Source organism: Xanthomonas campestris pv. phormiicola (assembly GCA_025666215.1).
Classification (GTDB): domain Bacteria; phylum Pseudomonadota; class Gammaproteobacteria; order Xanthomonadales; family Xanthomonadaceae; genus Xanthomonas_A; species Xanthomonas_A campestris_A.
Genome location: CP102593.1, coordinates 2,252,689 through 2,267,745, shown reverse-complemented (window position 1 = coordinate 2,267,745; position 15,057 = coordinate 2,252,689). Strand labels below are relative to the sequence as shown.

13 protein-coding genes are annotated in these 15,057 nt (G+C 70.4%); 5 read left to right on the top strand and 8 right to left on the bottom strand.

Going from position 1 to position 15,057, the window contains the following annotated elements; genetic code table 11:
• The first annotated feature begins 170 nt into the window (after positions 1-170).
• Entirely contained in the window at positions 171-2,243 is a 2,073-nt protein-coding gene (locus NRY95_09485) for an EAL domain-containing protein (GenBank protein ID UYC18157.1), read from the top strand.
• A 213-nt stretch (positions 2,244-2,456) separates the two neighbouring features.
• Here the strand turns inward: NRY95_09485 and htpX are convergent, their stop codons facing one another.
• The gene (gene htpX / locus NRY95_09480) at positions 2,457-3,344 is read right to left on the bottom strand and encodes a protease HtpX (protein ID UYC18156.1); all 888 of its coding nucleotides are present in this window, start codon (positions 3,342-3,344) and stop codon (positions 2,457-2,459) included.
• Between the two features lie 103 nt (positions 3,345-3,447).
• Between htpX and gluQRS the strand changes: the two genes are divergently transcribed.
• A complete protein-coding gene (gluQRS, locus tag NRY95_09475; protein UYC18155.1) occupies positions 3,448-4,356 on the top strand; it encodes a tRNA glutamyl-Q(34) synthetase GluQRS in 909 nt (302 codons plus the stop codon).
• Positions 4,357-4,414: 58 nt separating this feature from the next.
• Positions 4,415-5,155: an acetoacetyl-CoA reductase gene (gene phbB, locus NRY95_09470; GenBank protein ID UYC18154.1), complete on the top strand. Its 741-nt coding sequence runs from the start codon at positions 4,415-4,417 to the stop codon at positions 5,153-5,155.
• A gap of 51 nt (positions 5,156-5,206) precedes the next feature.
• On the opposite strand, the gene NRY95_09465 is transcribed toward phbB, so the two are convergent.
• Positions 5,207-5,371 carry a hypothetical protein gene (locus NRY95_09465; protein UYC18153.1) on the bottom strand — a complete coding sequence of 55 codons (165 nt, stop codon included), beginning with the start codon at positions 5,369-5,371 and terminating at the stop codon, positions 5,207-5,209.
• Between NRY95_09465 and phaR the strand changes: the two genes are divergently transcribed.
• The gene (gene phaR, locus NRY95_09460; GenBank protein ID UYC18152.1) at positions 5,370-5,885 is read left to right on the top strand and encodes a polyhydroxyalkanoate synthesis repressor PhaR; all 516 of its coding nucleotides are present in this window, start codon (positions 5,370-5,372) and stop codon (positions 5,883-5,885) included. The two genes, NRY95_09465 and phaR, sit on opposite strands and share 2 nt — an antisense overlap.
• Positions 5,886-6,292: 407 nt before the next feature.
• On the opposite strand, the gene NRY95_09455 is transcribed toward phaR, so the two are convergent.
• The 6 genes from NRY95_09455 to NRY95_09430 form a co-directional block, all read right to left on the bottom strand.
• Positions 6,293-7,258, bottom strand: coding sequence for a TraB/GumN family protein (locus NRY95_09455; protein UYC18151.1), 966 nt, complete (start codon positions 7,256-7,258; stop codon positions 6,293-6,295).
• 16 nt (positions 7,259-7,274) lie between these two features.
• Positions 7,275-8,204 (bottom strand): DUF1684 domain-containing protein, encoded by a 930-nt coding sequence (locus NRY95_09450; GenBank protein ID UYC18150.1) that lies wholly within the window; start codon positions 8,202-8,204, stop codon positions 7,275-7,277.
• Complete coding sequence (mutL, locus tag NRY95_09445; GenBank protein UYC18149.1) at positions 8,204-10,069, bottom strand: DNA mismatch repair endonuclease MutL; 1,866 nt, start codon at positions 10,067-10,069, stop codon at positions 8,204-8,206. The genes NRY95_09450 and mutL overlap by 1 nt, the downstream gene beginning before the upstream one ends.
• A 159-nt stretch (positions 10,070-10,228) precedes the next feature.
• Positions 10,229-11,857, bottom strand: a complete 1,629-nt coding sequence (locus tag NRY95_09440; protein UYC18148.1) for an N-acetylmuramoyl-L-alanine amidase — start codon at positions 11,855-11,857, stop codon at positions 10,229-10,231.
• A gap of 81 nt (positions 11,858-11,938) precedes the next feature.
• Positions 11,939-12,418 carry a tRNA (adenosine(37)-N6)-threonylcarbamoyltransferase complex ATPase subunit type 1 TsaE gene (tsaE, locus tag NRY95_09435; GenBank protein UYC18147.1) on the bottom strand — a complete coding sequence of 160 codons (480 nt, stop codon included), beginning with the start codon at positions 12,416-12,418 and terminating at the stop codon, positions 11,939-11,941.
• Positions 12,415-13,899 carry an NAD(P)H-hydrate dehydratase gene (locus NRY95_09430; protein UYC18146.1) on the bottom strand — a complete coding sequence of 495 codons (1,485 nt, stop codon included), beginning with the start codon at positions 13,897-13,899 and terminating at the stop codon, positions 12,415-12,417. The genes tsaE and NRY95_09430 overlap by 4 nt, the downstream gene beginning before the upstream one ends.
• A 23-nt stretch (positions 13,900-13,922) precedes the next feature.
• On the opposite strand from NRY95_09430, the gene queG reads away from it, so the two are divergent.
• Positions 13,923-15,050, top strand: a complete 1,128-nt coding sequence (gene queG, locus NRY95_09425; GenBank protein ID UYC18145.1) for a tRNA epoxyqueuosine(34) reductase QueG — start codon at positions 13,923-13,925, stop codon at positions 15,048-15,050.
• The last annotated feature ends 7 nt before the right edge of the window (positions 15,051-15,057 follow it).

Sequence of the window (15,057 nt, the reverse complement as noted above, 5' to 3'; positions counted from 1 at the left end):
TGGGGATTCGCAAAAGCGGCTCCCCTCGCCTGAACGTTCATGGGTTGCCCGGGTTGGGCATAAACATCGAAGCACGCCGTTACGAATCCCCAATCCCGAATCCCCAATCCCGGCCACACATGGACGCCGCTGCAGGCATCGTGTATTAAACCCCGTCTCCGGGAGACTTCATGCAAACAGGCAAAGACACCACCCTGCGCCTGATGATCGTCGACGACAGCGGTGAAGACGCCGAAGCGATCGTCAGCAGCCTGCGCAACAGCGGCATCGCGGTGCGGCCGTCGCGGCCGCAGCACGCCGAGGAACTCGGCGCCATGCTCGCCGCGCAGCCGATCGACCTGGTGCTGAGCGCGCGCTCGCGGGCCATCCCGCTGCCGCAGGTGCTGCAGCGCGTGGGCGCCAGCGGCAAGGACATCCCGGTGATCCTGCTCGCCGACGGCATCGACGAGAACGAATGGGTCGAGGCGGTGGCCGGCGGCGCGCGCGCGATCGCGCTGCGCCAGCGCCCCGAGCACCTGCTGGCGGTGGTGCGCACGACCTGGGCCGACCTGCACGCGCGCCGCGGGCTGCGCCGGATCGAGGCGCAGATGCGCGAGACCGAGCGCCGCTGCGATGCGCTGATCGCCTCCTCGCGCGATCCGATCGCCTACATCCACGAAGGCATGCATATCCGCGCCAACGACGCCTATCTGGAGATGTTCGGCTTCGCCTCGTTCGACGACGTCGAGGGCGTGTCGCTGCTGGACATGGTCGCGCCGCAGCATGTGGACGAATTCAAGCAACTGCTGAAGTCGCTGGGCAAGGGCGAACCGCCGCCGGCGCAGTACCAGGTCGACGCGCGCACCATGGAAGGCGAGAGCTTCCCGGCGACGATGGAGTTCGCCACCGCCAGCTACGAGGGCGAGGCCTGCGTGCAGGTGGTGTTCCGCCGCCGCGAGGAATTCGATCCGGAACTGGCCCGCGAGGTCGAGGACCTGCGCCAGCGCGACCAGGTCACCGGCCTGCTCAACCGCCCGACCTTCATGCTGGCGCTGGAGAACGCGGTGGCCCAGGTCGGCCGCGGCGACGGCCACTACGGCTTCCTGCTGGTCGAACCCGACCACTACACGCGGCTGCTGGCCGACATCGGCCTGGACTCGGCCGACGCGCTGGTGGCGGCGCTGGCCCAGCACCTGAGCGCCGCGATCGACGGCGACGTGCAGGCGGCGCGCTTCGGCGAGCACAACTTCGCGCTGCTGCTGCGGGGCGACTACGCCCGCACCTCGGCGCAGGCCGAGCGCCTGCTCAATGCCTATGCGGCGCACGTGTTCAGCGTCGGCGAACGCTCGGCCACGGTCACCGTCAGCATCGGCGGCGTGCAGATCGGCGAGAAGATCGCCACCGTCGGCCAGGTCCTGGCCCGCGCCAGCGAGAACGTGCAGGCCACCATCGAACTGGGCGGCAACGCCTGCAAGATCTTCGACCCCGGCGCCGCCGACCGGGTCGAGGAAGAGCGCATCCAGCGCTGGGTGCAGCAGCTGCGCGACGCGCTGGCCGGCGACGGCTTCCTGCTGCACTACCAGCCGGTGCTGAACCTGCAGGGCGAGCCGCACGAACTGTACGAGGCCTACCTGCGCCTGGAGCGCAACGACGAGATCATCGGCCCGACCACGTTCCTCGGCATCGCCGCCGAACACGGGCTGATGGCCGAGATCGACCGCTGGGTGGTGGCGCGCGCGATCGCGGTGATCGGCGAACGCCAGCGCGCCGGCCATGCCACCAGCCTGATGGTCAAGATCAGCCCGGATGCCTTCGCCGACCTGCAGATGGTGGAGCTGATCCGCCGCGAACTGGCCGCGCACGGCGTGCCCGGCGAGCGCCTGTGGCTGCAGACGCCGGAAGCCAAGGTGTTCACCCACCTGCGCAATGCGCAGCAGTTCCTGGCGGCGGCCACCGGGCTGGGCTGCAAGGTCGGGCTGGAGCAGTTCGGCTCGGGCCTGGACTCGTTCCAGTTGCTGGCGCATTTCCAGCCCTCGTTCCTGAAACTGGATCGCGGCTTCACCCAGGACCTGGCGCAGACCCGCGAGCACCAGGAAAAGATCCGCGAGATCACCGAGCGCGCGCAGTCGGCCGGGATCCGCAGCATCGCCGAATTCGTCACCGACGCCACCTCGATGAGCCTGCTGTTCAGCGCCGGCGTCGACTACGTGCAGGGCGAGTTCGTCGGCCTGGCGGGACCGGGGATGACCTTCGATTTTGCTTGAGGGCCGGGATTTGGGATTCGGGATTTGGGATTGGGGATTCGCAACGGCAGCGGCCAGGCCGTTCCACACGATCCTGCAAATCCACACGATCCTGCAAAAAGCAACGCCAGGCAGGGTGACCTGCCTGACGTTGCCCGAGCCGACTGTCAGGTGCAGTCGGTGGCTCGAGTCCGCCGAAGCGCCATCCGAGAGCGTGACAGCCCGCTTCCTGCCTCAGCTCACCGTCGCATTGCTGTGCGAGGCGCGCAGCGTGGCGATGCGCTCGGACAGCGGCGGGTGGCTCATGAACAGCTTGCGCAGGCCCTGGCCCAGGCCACCGGCGATGCCGAACGCCTGCACCTGCGACGGCAGCGTGCTCTGTCCATGGTTGAGTTCCAGCCGCTGCAGCGCCGCGATCATCTTGTGGCGCCCGGCCAGGCCGGCGCCGCCGGCGTCGGCGCGGAACTCGCGGTAGCGCGAGAACCACATCGCGATCATCGTCGCGAACAGGCCGAACACCATCTCCAGCACCATCACGATGGCGTAGTAGGCCAGCCCGCGGCGGCCGCCGTCACGGTTGCCGGACAGATAACCGTCGACGATCCCGCCGACCACCCGCGCCAGCACGATCACGAAGGTGTTCAGCACGCCCTGCAGCAGCGCCATCGTCACCATGTCGCCATTGGCGACATGGCTGATCTCATGCGCGAGCACGGCTTCCGCTTCGTCTTCGGTCATGTTCTGCAGCAGGCCGGTGGACACCGCGACCAGCGCATTGTTGCGGTTGGCGCCGGTGGCGAAGGCGTTGATCTCCGGACCGTCGTAGACCGCGACCTCGGGCATGCCGATGCCGGCGGCCTGCGCCTGCCGCCGTACCGTCTCCAGCAGCCAGCGCTCGGTGTGGTTGCGCGGCTCGGTGATCACCTGCGCGCCGGTGGCGCGCTTGGCCATGAACTTGGACAGCAGCAGCGACACCAGCGAGCCGCCGAAGCCGAACAGCGCGGCCATCACCAACAGGCCGCCCATCTGGTTGGGATTGATCCCGAACACGGACATGACAATGCCGGCCAGCACCAGCACCGCCAGATTGGTGATGAGGAACAAGGCGATTCGATTGAACATGCAGGCGTGGACTCCGCACCAGGAAAAATGAAGGACTGGCTCGAATCTGCGGCGCGGACAGCTTGAATTCAAGCGCGTACCTGACCGACGATTCAGCTTGCCCATGCCCTCGCCTCCCTACCGCGGCCGTTTCGCGCCCTCGCCCACCGGCCCCTTGCATCTGGGCTCGCTGCTCGCCGCCTTCGGCAGCTGGCTGCTGGCGCGCCATGCCGGCGGGCAGTGGCTGCTGCGCATCGAGGACGTGGACCGGCCGCGCAGCGTGCCCGGCGCGGCCGAACGCCAACTCGCCAGCCTGCGCGCCTGCGGGCTGGAAGCCGATGCGCCGATCCTGCGCCAGAGCGAGCGCGCTGCGCTCTACCAGGCCGCCGCGCAGCGCCTGCTGCAGCGCGGCCAGGCGTTCGCCTGCAGTTGCAGCCGCAGCGAACTGGCCGCGCAGGGCGGCGTGCACCACCGTTGCGTGGCCGCGCAGGCGCGGCCGCGGCCGGCGCTGCGCCTGCGGGTGGCGCCGGGCAGCACGGTCGCGTTTCGCGACGGCGTGCGCGGCGATGTCGAACAGGACGTGCATGCCGAGGTCGGCGATTTCGTGCTGCTGCGCGCCGACGGCTGCTGGGCCTATCAGTTGGCGGTGGTGGTCGACGATGCCGCGCAAGGCATCAGCGACGTGGTCCGCGGCGCCGACCTGCTCGATTCCACGCCAAGACAGATCCTGCTGCAGCGCGCGCTGGGCCTGCCGACGCCGCACTACCTGCACCTGCCGCTGCTGCTCGGCAGCGACGGCCGCAAGCTGTCCAAGTCGCATGCCGCGCTGCCGCTGGACGACGCCGATCCGCTGCCGGCGCTGCGCCTGGCCTGGGCGACGCTGGGCCAGGAGCCGGCGGCGCTGGCCGCGGCCGGTTCGGTGGCCACGCTGTTGGCGGCGGCGCTGCGCGCATTCGAGCCGGCACGGCTGCCGGCGCAGGATCGGACCCTGGCGGATGCGACCGGTATCCCCAGCGACACCAAGGCTGACTAGAATCGGGGTTTCGGCTGCAGCGCGGCCCTCTCCTCATTTCCCTACCCGGAGCGAATCCATGACATCACGCGTTGCGCTGGTCACCGGCGGTACCGGCGGCATCGGCACCGCCATCTGCGAGCGGCTGGCCGCACAGGGCCACCGCGTGGCCAGCAACTACCGCGACGCGGCCAAGGCGCGCGCCTGGCAGCAGCGCATGCGCGAACGCGGCCACGAGATCGCCATCGTCGCCGGCGACGTCGCCTCGCCCGAGCATGCGCAGGCGCTGGTGCAGGAAGTGGAGCGGCAGCTGGGCCCGATCGAGGTGCTGATCAACAACGCCGGCATCACCCGCGACACCACCTTCCACAAGATGACCGCCGAGCAGTGGCACGAGGTCATCAACACCAACCTCAACTCGGTGTTCAACGTCACCCGCCCGGTGATCGAAGCCATGCGCAAGCAGCGCTGGGGCCGGGTCATCCAGATCAGTTCGATCAACGGCCTCAAGGGCCAGTACGGCCAGGCCAACTACGCCGCGGCCAAGGCCGGCATGCACGGCTTCACCATTTCCCTGGCGCGCGAGAACGCCGGCTACGGCATCACCGTCAACACGGTGTCGCCGGGCTACGTGGCCACCGACATGGTGATGTCGGTGCCGGAAGAGGTGCGCGCCAAGATCATCGCCGACATCCCGACCGGGCGCCTGGGCAAGCCGGAAGAGATCGCCTACGCGGTGGCCTTCCTGGTCGCCGAAGAGGCGGCGTGGATCACCGGCTCCAACCTGGACATCAATGGCGGCCACCATATGGGCTGGTAGCGGCGGGCGACTGAACCGCTCAGGCGCGCAGGCGGCACGGCCGAGGTAACGCTACCGAAAATGCTGCAGCTGGCGTTGCGCGCTTCCTACCCGTGCTGCGCGCGTGCTGCGCAGCATTTTTTTGCCGTCGGGCCCGAGTTCAGGGGCTTTTGGCGGTTGCAAGCCCTGTTGCGCTGCGCCATGCTGCGCGCCTACCGTCAAGAGCGAACGCTTCATGGCTGAGATCCGCATCATCAAGAAGTATCCCAATCGCCGCCTCTACGACACCGAGATTTCCAGTTACATCACCATCGAGGACGTCCGCCAGCTGATCATCGACGGCGAGGAATTCGAGGTACGCGACGCCAAGACCGGCGAAGACCTGAGCCGCGCAGTGCTGCTGCAGATCATCGCCGACCAGGAACAGGACGGCGAACCGATGCTGTCCACCCAGTTGCTCAGCCAGATCATCCGTTTCTACGGCGATTCGCTGCAGGGCTTCATGGGCAACTACCTGGAGCGCAGCATGCAGGTGTTCCTGGACCAGCAGCAGCAGTTCCGCCAGCAGATGGGCAACCTGCTCGGACAGACCCCGTGGACCATGATGAACCAGCTGACCGAGCGCAACATGGAGCTGTGGCAGGAGTTCCAGCGCAACCTCGGCACCGGCTTCGGCCGTCCCGCCGCGGGCGGCACCAAGCCGAGCGAGCCGCCGGCCGCCGGCGCCGCGCCGAAGTCGCGGGCGCGCTGAGGCACGCCGCACCACCTGCGCGCTCGCCCGCGGCAGGTGGGCCGACCAAATCTTTGCCGAGCTGTGTCAGCTGCTTGAACCTTGTGGGAGCGACTTCAGTCGCGACAGGCATTACCGGTAAAGCCTGTCGCGACTGAAGTCGCTCCCACAAGCGTCATGGCCCGAGCCAGAAGACGTCAGCGAGCGCACTGCAACCGGGAACCAGTGCCCGGCCACGTCTGCCATGACAGCCTGGGCGCGCCGTTCGCCGCTGCAGATGCGCTTAGGCCACCCGAAGCCGCTCCTGGATCGATTGCAGCGTAATCGTCGGTGGCCACATCCTCATCCTGCCCTGCAGCGAGGCATCGCGCCGACCACCTCCTGCCGTCACCGCACGCAGCCTCGGTCTCAAGCGTTACCGCCACCGCTCAGCGCGAGCGCGGCGCTGGCGACGTCCGGCAGCCGGCACAGATCCGCTCGACCTTGTAGCCGCGCGCACGCAGCGCTTCGACCACGCCATCGGGGCCGAGCAGGTGCAAGGCGCCGACCACCACCAGGGTATCGCCCTGGCCGTCGCGCAGGCGCTGTTCCAGCCGCGGTACCCAGGCCTGGTTGCGATCGACGTTGATACGCTGGTACAGCCGCGGATAGTCGCGCTTCATCTCCATGCCCATGTCCTGCCACAGCAGGCGCTCGTCGCCGCGGCGCCAGGCATCGTGCAGGCGCTGGGTCTGCGCCGCGCCCTGTTCGGCATCGTCCAGCGCCTCGACCAGCATCTGCTTCTGCTCCACCGGCTCCATGCCGTCGAGCATCGCGATCTGCGCCTGCGCGGTTTCCAGGCCCTCCACGGCCTTGCCGGCCTGCACCGCCATGTCCATGAAATGCCGGTCCAGGCCAGCATCGGCCTGCAGCCCCTGCGCCTTCATTTCGGCGATGCTGATGCTCAGGCCGACGAACCAGGGTTCGAATCCGCCCATCTGCTCCAGCGGCAGGCCGTGGCCGGCCGCGTAGCGACGCAGGCGTTGCCAGGTGGCCGCGTCCAGATCGTCCTGCAGGCGCTTGCCGTCCTGGCGCTGTGCCGCCTGCAGCATCTGCGCACCCAGCTGCGGCGATTCCACGTCCTGCGGCGACAGTTCGAACAGCAGCCGCGGTGACGCGGCATAGGCCGCATCCACCTCGTGCGCCAGCGGATAGTCGTCCGGCTTGAGCAGGTGGAACGAACCGAGCAGGTACAGCGCACCGCGCGGCCCGCTGACTTTCCACAGCAGCGGCGTCGGCGGCGCGGGCGTCGCGCTGGGCGTTGCCGCCGGCGGCGGCGTGCGCGCCGGCACCGGCGCGGCGGCGAACAGGGTCAGACACAACAGCAGGCTGCGCAACAGGCGCGGGATCGGCATCATCGGGGCTCTCGGTTCAGTGTGCGGCGGCGTAGGTCTGCTCGCCGGCCTCCACCGCCAGGTCCAGCCGGTTCTCCGGCGGCGGCAGCGGACAGGTCGCGAACGGGGTGAACGCGCACGGCGGGTTGTAGGCGCGATTGAAATCCAGCACCACGCTGCCGTCGGCGTTCGGCGCCGGCACGTCCAGGAAGCGCCCGGCCGGATAGCTGCCGCGGCCACTGGTGCGGTCGGCGAACACCACGAACAGCGGGCGCCCGGGTTCGCCGATCGCTTCCAGGCGGAAGCGCTTGCCGTCGCGCTCGAACTCCAGCGTGCCGGCATTGGGCGACTCGGTGGTGACGCCGATGATGTCGACGATCGGCAGGGTCTTGCCCAGCGCGTTGGGCACGAAGCGGCCGCGGATGCGCCAGGATTCGGCCAACGGCCAATAGTGCAGCCCGGCGAAGCCGAGCCGGGTCGGCGCATCGGCGTGCTTGACCCGCAGCGCATGGCGGCCGCCGCGCTCGATCAGGCTCAGCCTGCCCTTGCCGCCGTCGAACTCGATCACGCTGGGCGTGGCATCGTGGTCGCTGTACAGGCGGGTGCGCCGCAGCAACGGCTTGCCGTCCAGGCTCAGCGCCGCGCCGGGTTCGGGGGTCAGGAACACCTGGGCGCCCACCCGCGACAGCAGCGCCATCCGCGGCGGCCCGACCGCCAGGCGGATACCGCTGCCGGGGCCGCTGCCGATGTAATGCTCCTTCAGTTCCAGCCAGTGCAGACCGACCAGGCTAGTCCAGCCGTCGGCGGCCTGCAGCTCCTGCTTGCGCTGTTCGCGCCAACGTTGCGCATCGGCCAGGAATGCCTTGTCGGCGACCGCCGGCGCGGCCGGCGCCGGTGCCTGCTTGCCGCATGCGCCCACTGCGAGCAGCGCTGCCAGCAGCGCCGCCGCCCTTCCCCGCTTGCCCATCAGCGCCCCCGTAAGAACCAACGATCGATCTCGCCCAAGGTGAAACGGGCCCAGGTCGGACGCCCATGATTGCACTGCCCGGAGCGCTCGGTGGCTTCCATGTCGCGCAGCAGCGCGTTCATTTCCGGCACGGTGAGGCGCCGGTTGGCGCGTACCGCGCCGTGGCAGGCCATCGTCGACAGCAGTTCGTCGCGCGCGCCGGCCACGCGGCGGCTGTGGCCATGCTCGCGCAGGTCGGTCAGCACGTCGCGCAGCAGGGCTTCGGGTTCGGCCTGCGCCAGCAACGCCGGGATGCTGCGCACATGCAGCGACTGCGGGCCGCTGCGGGTGATCTCGAAGCCGAGCGCGGCCAGCGTTTCCGCCTCGCGCTCGGCGGTGTCGGCATCGCGCTCGCCCACCGCCAGGGTGATCGGCACCAGCAGCGGCTGCGCATGCAGGCCGATGCCGTCGTGCGCGTTCTTCAGCCGCTCGTAGCCGATGCGCTCGTGCGCGGCATGCATGTCCACCACGATCAGGCCTTCGGCGTTCTCGGCCAGGATGTAGATGCCGTGCAGCTGCGCGATCGCGTAGCCGAGCGGCGGCACGCCGCTGTCGGGCGAGGTCGGCGGCAGGCCACCGGCCGCATCCTGGGCCTGCAGCGGCATGCCCGCTGCGGCATCGGCGGTGCCTGCAGGCGCGGCGTACAGCGCGGCGTAGGCGGCCGGCGCCTCGTTGACGCGCAGGCCGAGCGGCGACTGCGCCGGGCGCCATTGCGCGCCGTAGCCCTGGCCGCCGGAGCCACCGCCGCTCGCGTTGCCGGACATCGGCTGCGCGCCGCCGGCATACGCCAGCGGCGCCGCCTGCGCGGCATCGCCGGCGGTCGGCGTGCTGCCGGCGCGGGTCTGCGCCAGCGCGTCCTGCAGCGTGCGATAGACGAAGTCGTGGATCAGCCGCGCATCGCGGAAGCGCACCTCGTGCTTGGCCGGATGCACGTTGACGTCGACCCGCGCCGGCTCCAGTTCCAGGAACAGCACATAGGCCGGCTGCCGGCCATGGAACAGCACGTCGCCGTAGGCCATCTTCACCGCATGCGCGACGCTGCGGTCGCGCACCGAGCGGCCGTTGACGTACAGGTACTGCTGGTCGGCGCTGGCGCGCGAATAGTGCGGCTGCGCGATCCAGCCGTGCAGGCGCAACCCGGCGCCGCTGTGGTCCACGCGCAGCGCCTGCCGCGCGAAGTCCTCGCCCAGGGTCTCGCCCAGCCGCGCGTCCGAATACAGGTCGCCCGGCTTGTAGCGCCGCGACGGCTTGCCGTTGTGCGACACGCGCAGTTCCACGTCCGGGCGCGCCAGCGCCAGCGAGCGCAGCCATTCCTCGATATGGCCCAGCTCGGTGCGCTCGGCGCGCAGGAACTTGCGCCGCGCCGGCACGTTGTAGAACAGCTCGCGCACCTCCACCGTGGTGCCCGGCGCCTGCGCGCGCGGCTGCACCTGCCCGACCTTGCCGCCATCGACCTGCAGCGCGGCGCCGTGCTCGTCGCCGGGGCGCCGCGAGGCCAGGGTGAAGCGGCTGACCGAGGCGATCGACGGCAGCGCTTCGCCGCGGAAGCCGAGCGTGCCGACCGACTCCAGGTCGTCGAGCGAGGCGATCTTGCTAGTCGCGTGCCGCGACACCGCCAGCGGCAATTCCTCCGGCGGAATGCCGCCGCCGTCGTCGCGGATCCGGATCAGGCGCACGCCGCCTTCTTCCAGGTCGATGTCGACGCGGCGCGCGCCGGCATCCAGCGCGTTCTCGACCAGTTCCTTGACCACCGAGGCCGGACGCTCCACCACCTCGCCCGCGGCGATCTGGTTGATCAGGATCTCGGGCAATTGGCGGATGCTCATGCGAGCCCCCGCCCGCACTGCGGCGCGCACGCGCGATGCGGGCGCGACGCGGGCGCGGCGGATTCGGAAACGGGAGAGCGGAAACGGTTACGCGACATCGGCACGGCTCACGGCGCGGACGCCGCCATCGGGATCAGCCGGCGATGATAGCCGAGCGCCTCAGCGGCTGCCGCCGGCCACGGTGCTGGCCGCTTCCGCCTCGGCCTGCGCGCGCGCGGCGAACAGCGTGCCCGGCGGCGGCTGCCGGGTGAAGAAGGTATTGACGCCGTCCAGCACCGCGCCGGCCAGGCGCCGCTGGTAGCCCGGATCGGTCAGCCGGCGCTCTTCGTCGGGATTGGAGATGAAGGCGGTCTCGACCAGCATCGCCGGCATGTCCGAGGTACGCAGCACCGCGAAGTTGGCGCGCTCCAGCTCCGGCTTGTGGTTGTTGCCGATCCGCTTGAGCCCGCCCAGCACATGTCCGGCCGCGTCTTCGGAGGCCTTCATGTGCCCGCTCTGGGCCAGGTCCAGCAACACGCTGGCCAGGGTGCTGTCGGTCTTCTGCAGGCGCACGCCACCGACCAGGTCGGCCGCGTTTTCCTTGTCCGCCAGCCAGCGCGCGCGCTGCGAGGAGGCGCCCTTGGTCGACAGCACGTAGACCGAAGAGCCGGTCGCGCTGCGGTTCTCGGCGGCGTCGGCGTGGATCGAGATGAAGATGTCGGCCTTGGCCGCACGCGCCTTCTGCGCGCGCATCGGCAGCGGGATGAACACGTCGCTGTCGCGGGTCATGTAGGCCTTCATGCCCGGCGTGGCGTTGATCTGCCGCGCCAGCTCGCGCCCGATCGCCAGGGTCACATCCTTCTCGCGCTTGCCGGTCGGGCCCATCGCGCCGGGATCCTGGCCGCCATGGCCGGGATCGATGGCCACGATCAACGGGCGCATGCCCGGCTTCATCGCCACCCTCGACGGTGCGCTCGGCATCACCGGGCGCGCCTCGGCGGCAGCAGCGGCGGCCACATCGTCGATGCTGGCCGCGTCGGGCCGGTCGGGCGTCGGCGTCGGCGCGACGACGCCTTGCTGCGCCGGCACGGCGGCGCCGACCGACGCGGATGCGGATGCGGTCGGTGCCATCGAGGTAACGGAAGTCCCTGGAGCAGCGGCCGGTGGTGCCGGCACGACGCCCGGGCGAACCGCCGCGGTCGTCGTCGGTGTCTGTCCTGGTGTCGGCGGCGGCGGCGGTGCCGCGCGTTGCACCACCGACGAGGTCAGGGCCGCCGTCGCGCGCGCCGCTTCCAGGCGCGGGTCGGGCGTCGGCTTGGGTTCAACCGCCGCCGCGGTGGGCGCCGTGGATGCCGTCGGCGCGGGCGTTGCCGCGCCATTGCCGGCATTGGCCACCGGCTTGGCCGACGACGCATCGCCCGGCCATTCGATCACCAGCACCGAACTGCCGGCCACGGTCTGCATCTGCGGCTTGAATGCCACCACCGGGCTGCTCAGGTCGAACACGATGCGCAAGGTACCTGGGACCGGATGACCGGTACGCACGGCCGTAACCACCCCGTTTCCGGCAGGCAGCTTCAGGCCCTGCGCAGCGGAGGATTCGGGCAGATCGACGACCAGCCGGTTGGGGTTGGCCAGGGTCAGCGTGGTGAAGCCGCCGCTGCCCTGCAGCCGGATCTCGGCACGCGTGCCGGTGGCGCCATTACCGAGCGAAACCGCCTGGACCTGACCCGCAAACGCCGATTGCGCCGCTAGGCACCAGCCTGCGGCGATGGCGGAACAGGCGAAAAAACGGGTCCCCAGGCGCATGGAGGCGATTCAAGCATCCCGCGCACATAAACACAAGCGGTTTTCCCTTAATAATCCATAACCTGCCTGCACTTCCTAGTGTCAGCCGGCAGAAAAACCCCGCAAGTCGTCCCGTTCGGCCATCCGCGACAACCAGGCCGCGCCGACCGCGGTGCCGGCCTGCAGCTGCACGGCGCGCCCCTCGTCGTGCAGCGCCAGGGCCACGATCAGGTCGGCAGGCGGCAGCACATCGCCGCCGCGTTCCGGCCATTCCACCAGCCACAGGGTCGCCGATGCCTCGTCCAACCCCAGGAAATCCAGCTCGCCGGCGGCACCGATGCGATACAGGTCCAGGTGCCAGGCTTCGCCGTCGGGCAACGGATAGCGCTCGACTAATGTGTAGGTCGGACTGCGGATCGCGCCCTGCACGCCCAGCGCGCGCAGCAGGGCCCGCGCCAGGGTCGACTTGCCGGCGCCGAGATCGCCGCGCAGATGCACCATCGCCTGCGCGGGACGCGTGGCGGCCAGGACCTGGCCGAGGCGCTCGGTGGCGTCGCTGTCTTGCAGATGGAGCCGCATCATCGGTTCGCTTCCGGATTAGCCAGGTGGCGCAGCGCCGGCAGCAGGTCGGACGGCAGCAGGCCGCGCTGGCCCGCGGCGGCGGCGCGATCGCCGGCGGCCGCATGCAGCAACGCACCGACGCTGGCCGCTTCGAAGGCGGCCAGGCCTTGCGCGCGCAGCGCCGCGATCACCCCGGTCAGCAGATCGCCCATGCCGCCGACCGCCATGCCCGGATTGCCGGCGGCGATGACGCGCGGGACTTGCCCCGGCGCGGCGACGATGCTGCCGGCACCTTTCAGCACCACCACGGCCTGGTAACGCTCGGCCAGTGCCGCGGCGGCGGCGAAGCGGTCGCGCTGCACTTCGGCGGTGGCGATGCCGAGCAGACGTCCGGCCTCGCCCGGATGCGGGGTCAGTACCGCGTTAGGCACCGCACGCGGCGCCTGCGCCAGCAGATTCAGCGCGTCGGCGTCGATCACCGACGGCAGGTCCACCGCCAGCGCCAGCCGCCACAAGCCCTGCGCCCATTCGTCCTGGCCCAGCCCGGGACCCAGCGCAACTACGCTCGCCTTGCGCAGCAGCGGCGCCAGCGCGGCGCCATCCTCGATCGCGTGCGTCATCGCCTCCGGACAGCGCGCCAGCAGCGGCGCGACATGCGCATCGCGGGTCGCCACGCTGACCAGGCCGGCGCCGCTGCGCAACGCCGATTCGGCCGTGAGCATGACCGCACCGCCGCTGCCGAGGTTGCCACCGATGCACAGCACGTGCCCGGAATCGCCCTTGTGGCTGTCGCGCCGGCGCGGCGCCAGGCGCGTGCCCAGCGCCGCGGCGGCCCAGGCCTGCGCCTGCGGCGTGCAGCCGTCGAACGCGGCGGCCGGCACCTCCAGCGTCGCCAATGCGGTAGCGCCGACATGGTTCAGCGCCACCCCGGTGTGCAGCCCGGCATGGGCGACGATGAACTGCACGGTCAATGTCGCCGGCAACACCGCACCGGGCACGCTGCCGTGCTCGGCATCCACGCCGCTGGGTACGTCCAATGCCAACACTGGCGCGCCGAGCCCGGCGAGCGCGCCAAGCAGCGCGGCCAGTTCGGCATCGGGCGCGCGAGTGAGGCCGATGCCGAGCAGCGCATCGACGACCACGTCGGCCTGGTCCAGCGCCGCATCGAACACCTCGATGCGGCCGCCGACGCCGATGTAGTCGGTGCAGGCGCGTTGCGCCAGCGCCGATTGCGGGCCACGCCCGGGCAGATGCAACACGCGCACGCGGCGTCCGGCGCAATGCGCCAGCCGCGCCAGCACGTAGCCATCGCCCCCATTGTTGCCGGTGCCGCAGGCCACCAGGATGCGCTGCGCCTGCGGCCAACGCTGCAGCAGCAGTTGCCAGGCGGCCTGGCCGGCGCGCTGCATCAGCGTGTAGCCGTCGCCGCCGAGCAAGGCCGTGGCCTGCGCATCGATGCGCCGCGCGGCAGCGGTGGCGTAGAGATCGAACGAGTCGGACATGCGCGGGATTCTATACTTGCGCCATGTCCAGCAGCATCGCCCCCGCCGATCCCCACACCGTTGCCGCGCGCATCCGCGCGCTGGCGCGCGAGTTCGGCTTCCAGCGCTGCGGCATCGCCGGGATCGAGCTGCAGCAGGACGAAGCGCATCTGCGCGACTGGCTGGCGCAAGGCCTGTACGGCACGATGCAATGGATGGCGCAGCATGGCGACAAGCGCGCGCGCCCGGCCGAACTGATTCCGGGCACGCTGCGGGTGATCTCGGTCGGCCTGGACTACGGACGCAACGACGACGATTCGGCCTGGGACACGCTGCACGACGGCGAGCGTGCCTACGTCGCCCGCTATGCGCTGGGCCGCGACTACCACAAGCTGATGCGCAATCGCCTGCAGAAGCTGGCCGAGCGCATCCAGGCCGAGATCGGCCCGTTCGGCCATCGCGTCTTCGTCGATTCGGCGCCAGTGCTGGAGCGCGCCCTGGCGCGCGACGCCGGCCTGGGCTGGATCGGCAAGCACACCTGCCTGATCGACCGCAACGGCGGCTCCTGGTTCTTCCTCGGCGAAATCTACGTCGACCTGCCGTTGCCGATCGATCCGCCGGCCAGCGCGCACTGCGGCACCTGCACGCGCTGCATCGACGTCTGCCCGACCCAGGCGATCGTCGCGCCTTACCGGCTGGATGCGCGCCGCTGCATCGCCTATCTCACCATCGAGCACGACGGCGCGATTCCCGAGGAACTGCGCCCGGCGATCGGCAACCGCATCTTCGGCTGCGACGACTGCCAATTGGTCTGCCCGTGGAACAAGTTCGCCAAGCGCAGCGACGAACCCGACTTCCGCGCGCGCAACGATCTCGACCGGGCCACGCTGGCGCAGCTGTTCGCCTGGGACGAGGACGAATTCCTGCGCCGCACCGAAGGCAGCGCGATCCGCCGCAGCGGCCACGAGCGCTGGCTGCGCAACCTGGCGGTGGCGCTGGGCAATGCGCCGAGCACACCGCAGGTGCTGGCCGCGCTCGGCACGCGCGCGCAGCACGCCTCGCCGTTGGTGCGCGAACACGTGCAATGGGCGCTGGCGCAGCATGCGGACCGAGCGTCTGCCGGCGAGGACGCGTTGCCGCAACCGGCCGCTCACCGCGACGTGCGAGGATAGGCGCCCC

Coding starts and splice junctions, on each gene's coding strand:
- NRY95_09455 (UYC18151.1), bottom strand. CDS start 7,258: ATGCCGATCCCGCGCCTGTTGCGCAGCCTGCTGTTGTGTCTGACCCTG.
- tsaE (UYC18147.1), bottom strand. CDS start 12,418: ATGATGCGGCTCCATCTGCAAGACAGCGACGCCACCGAGCGCCTCGGC.
- mutL (UYC18149.1), bottom strand. CDS start 10,069: ATGAGCATCCGCCAATTGCCCGAGATCCTGATCAACCAGATCGCCGCG.
- queG (UYC18145.1), top strand. CDS start 13,923: ATGTCCAGCAGCATCGCCCCCGCCGATCCCCACACCGTTGCCGCGCGC.
- NRY95_09485 (UYC18157.1), top strand. CDS start 171: ATGCAAACAGGCAAAGACACCACCCTGCGCCTGATGATCGTCGACGAC.
- NRY95_09440 (UYC18148.1), bottom strand. CDS start 11,857: ATGCGCCTGGGGACCCGTTTTTTCGCCTGTTCCGCCATCGCCGCAGGC.
- NRY95_09430 (UYC18146.1), bottom strand. CDS start 13,899: ATGTCCGACTCGTTCGATCTCTACGCCACCGCTGCCGCGCGGCGCATC.
- gluQRS (UYC18155.1), top strand. CDS start 3,448: ATGCCCTCGCCTCCCTACCGCGGCCGTTTCGCGCCCTCGCCCACCGGC.
- phbB (UYC18154.1), top strand. CDS start 4,415: ATGACATCACGCGTTGCGCTGGTCACCGGCGGTACCGGCGGCATCGGC.
- NRY95_09450 (UYC18150.1), bottom strand. CDS start 8,204: ATGGGCAAGCGGGGAAGGGCGGCGGCGCTGCTGGCAGCGCTGCTCGCA.
- NRY95_09465 (UYC18153.1), bottom strand. CDS start 5,371: ATGAAGCGTTCGCTCTTGACGGTAGGCGCGCAGCATGGCGCAGCGCAA.
- htpX (UYC18156.1), bottom strand. CDS start 3,344: ATGTTCAATCGAATCGCCTTGTTCCTCATCACCAATCTGGCGGTGCTG.
- phaR (UYC18152.1), top strand. CDS start 5,370: ATGGCTGAGATCCGCATCATCAAGAAGTATCCCAATCGCCGCCTCTAC.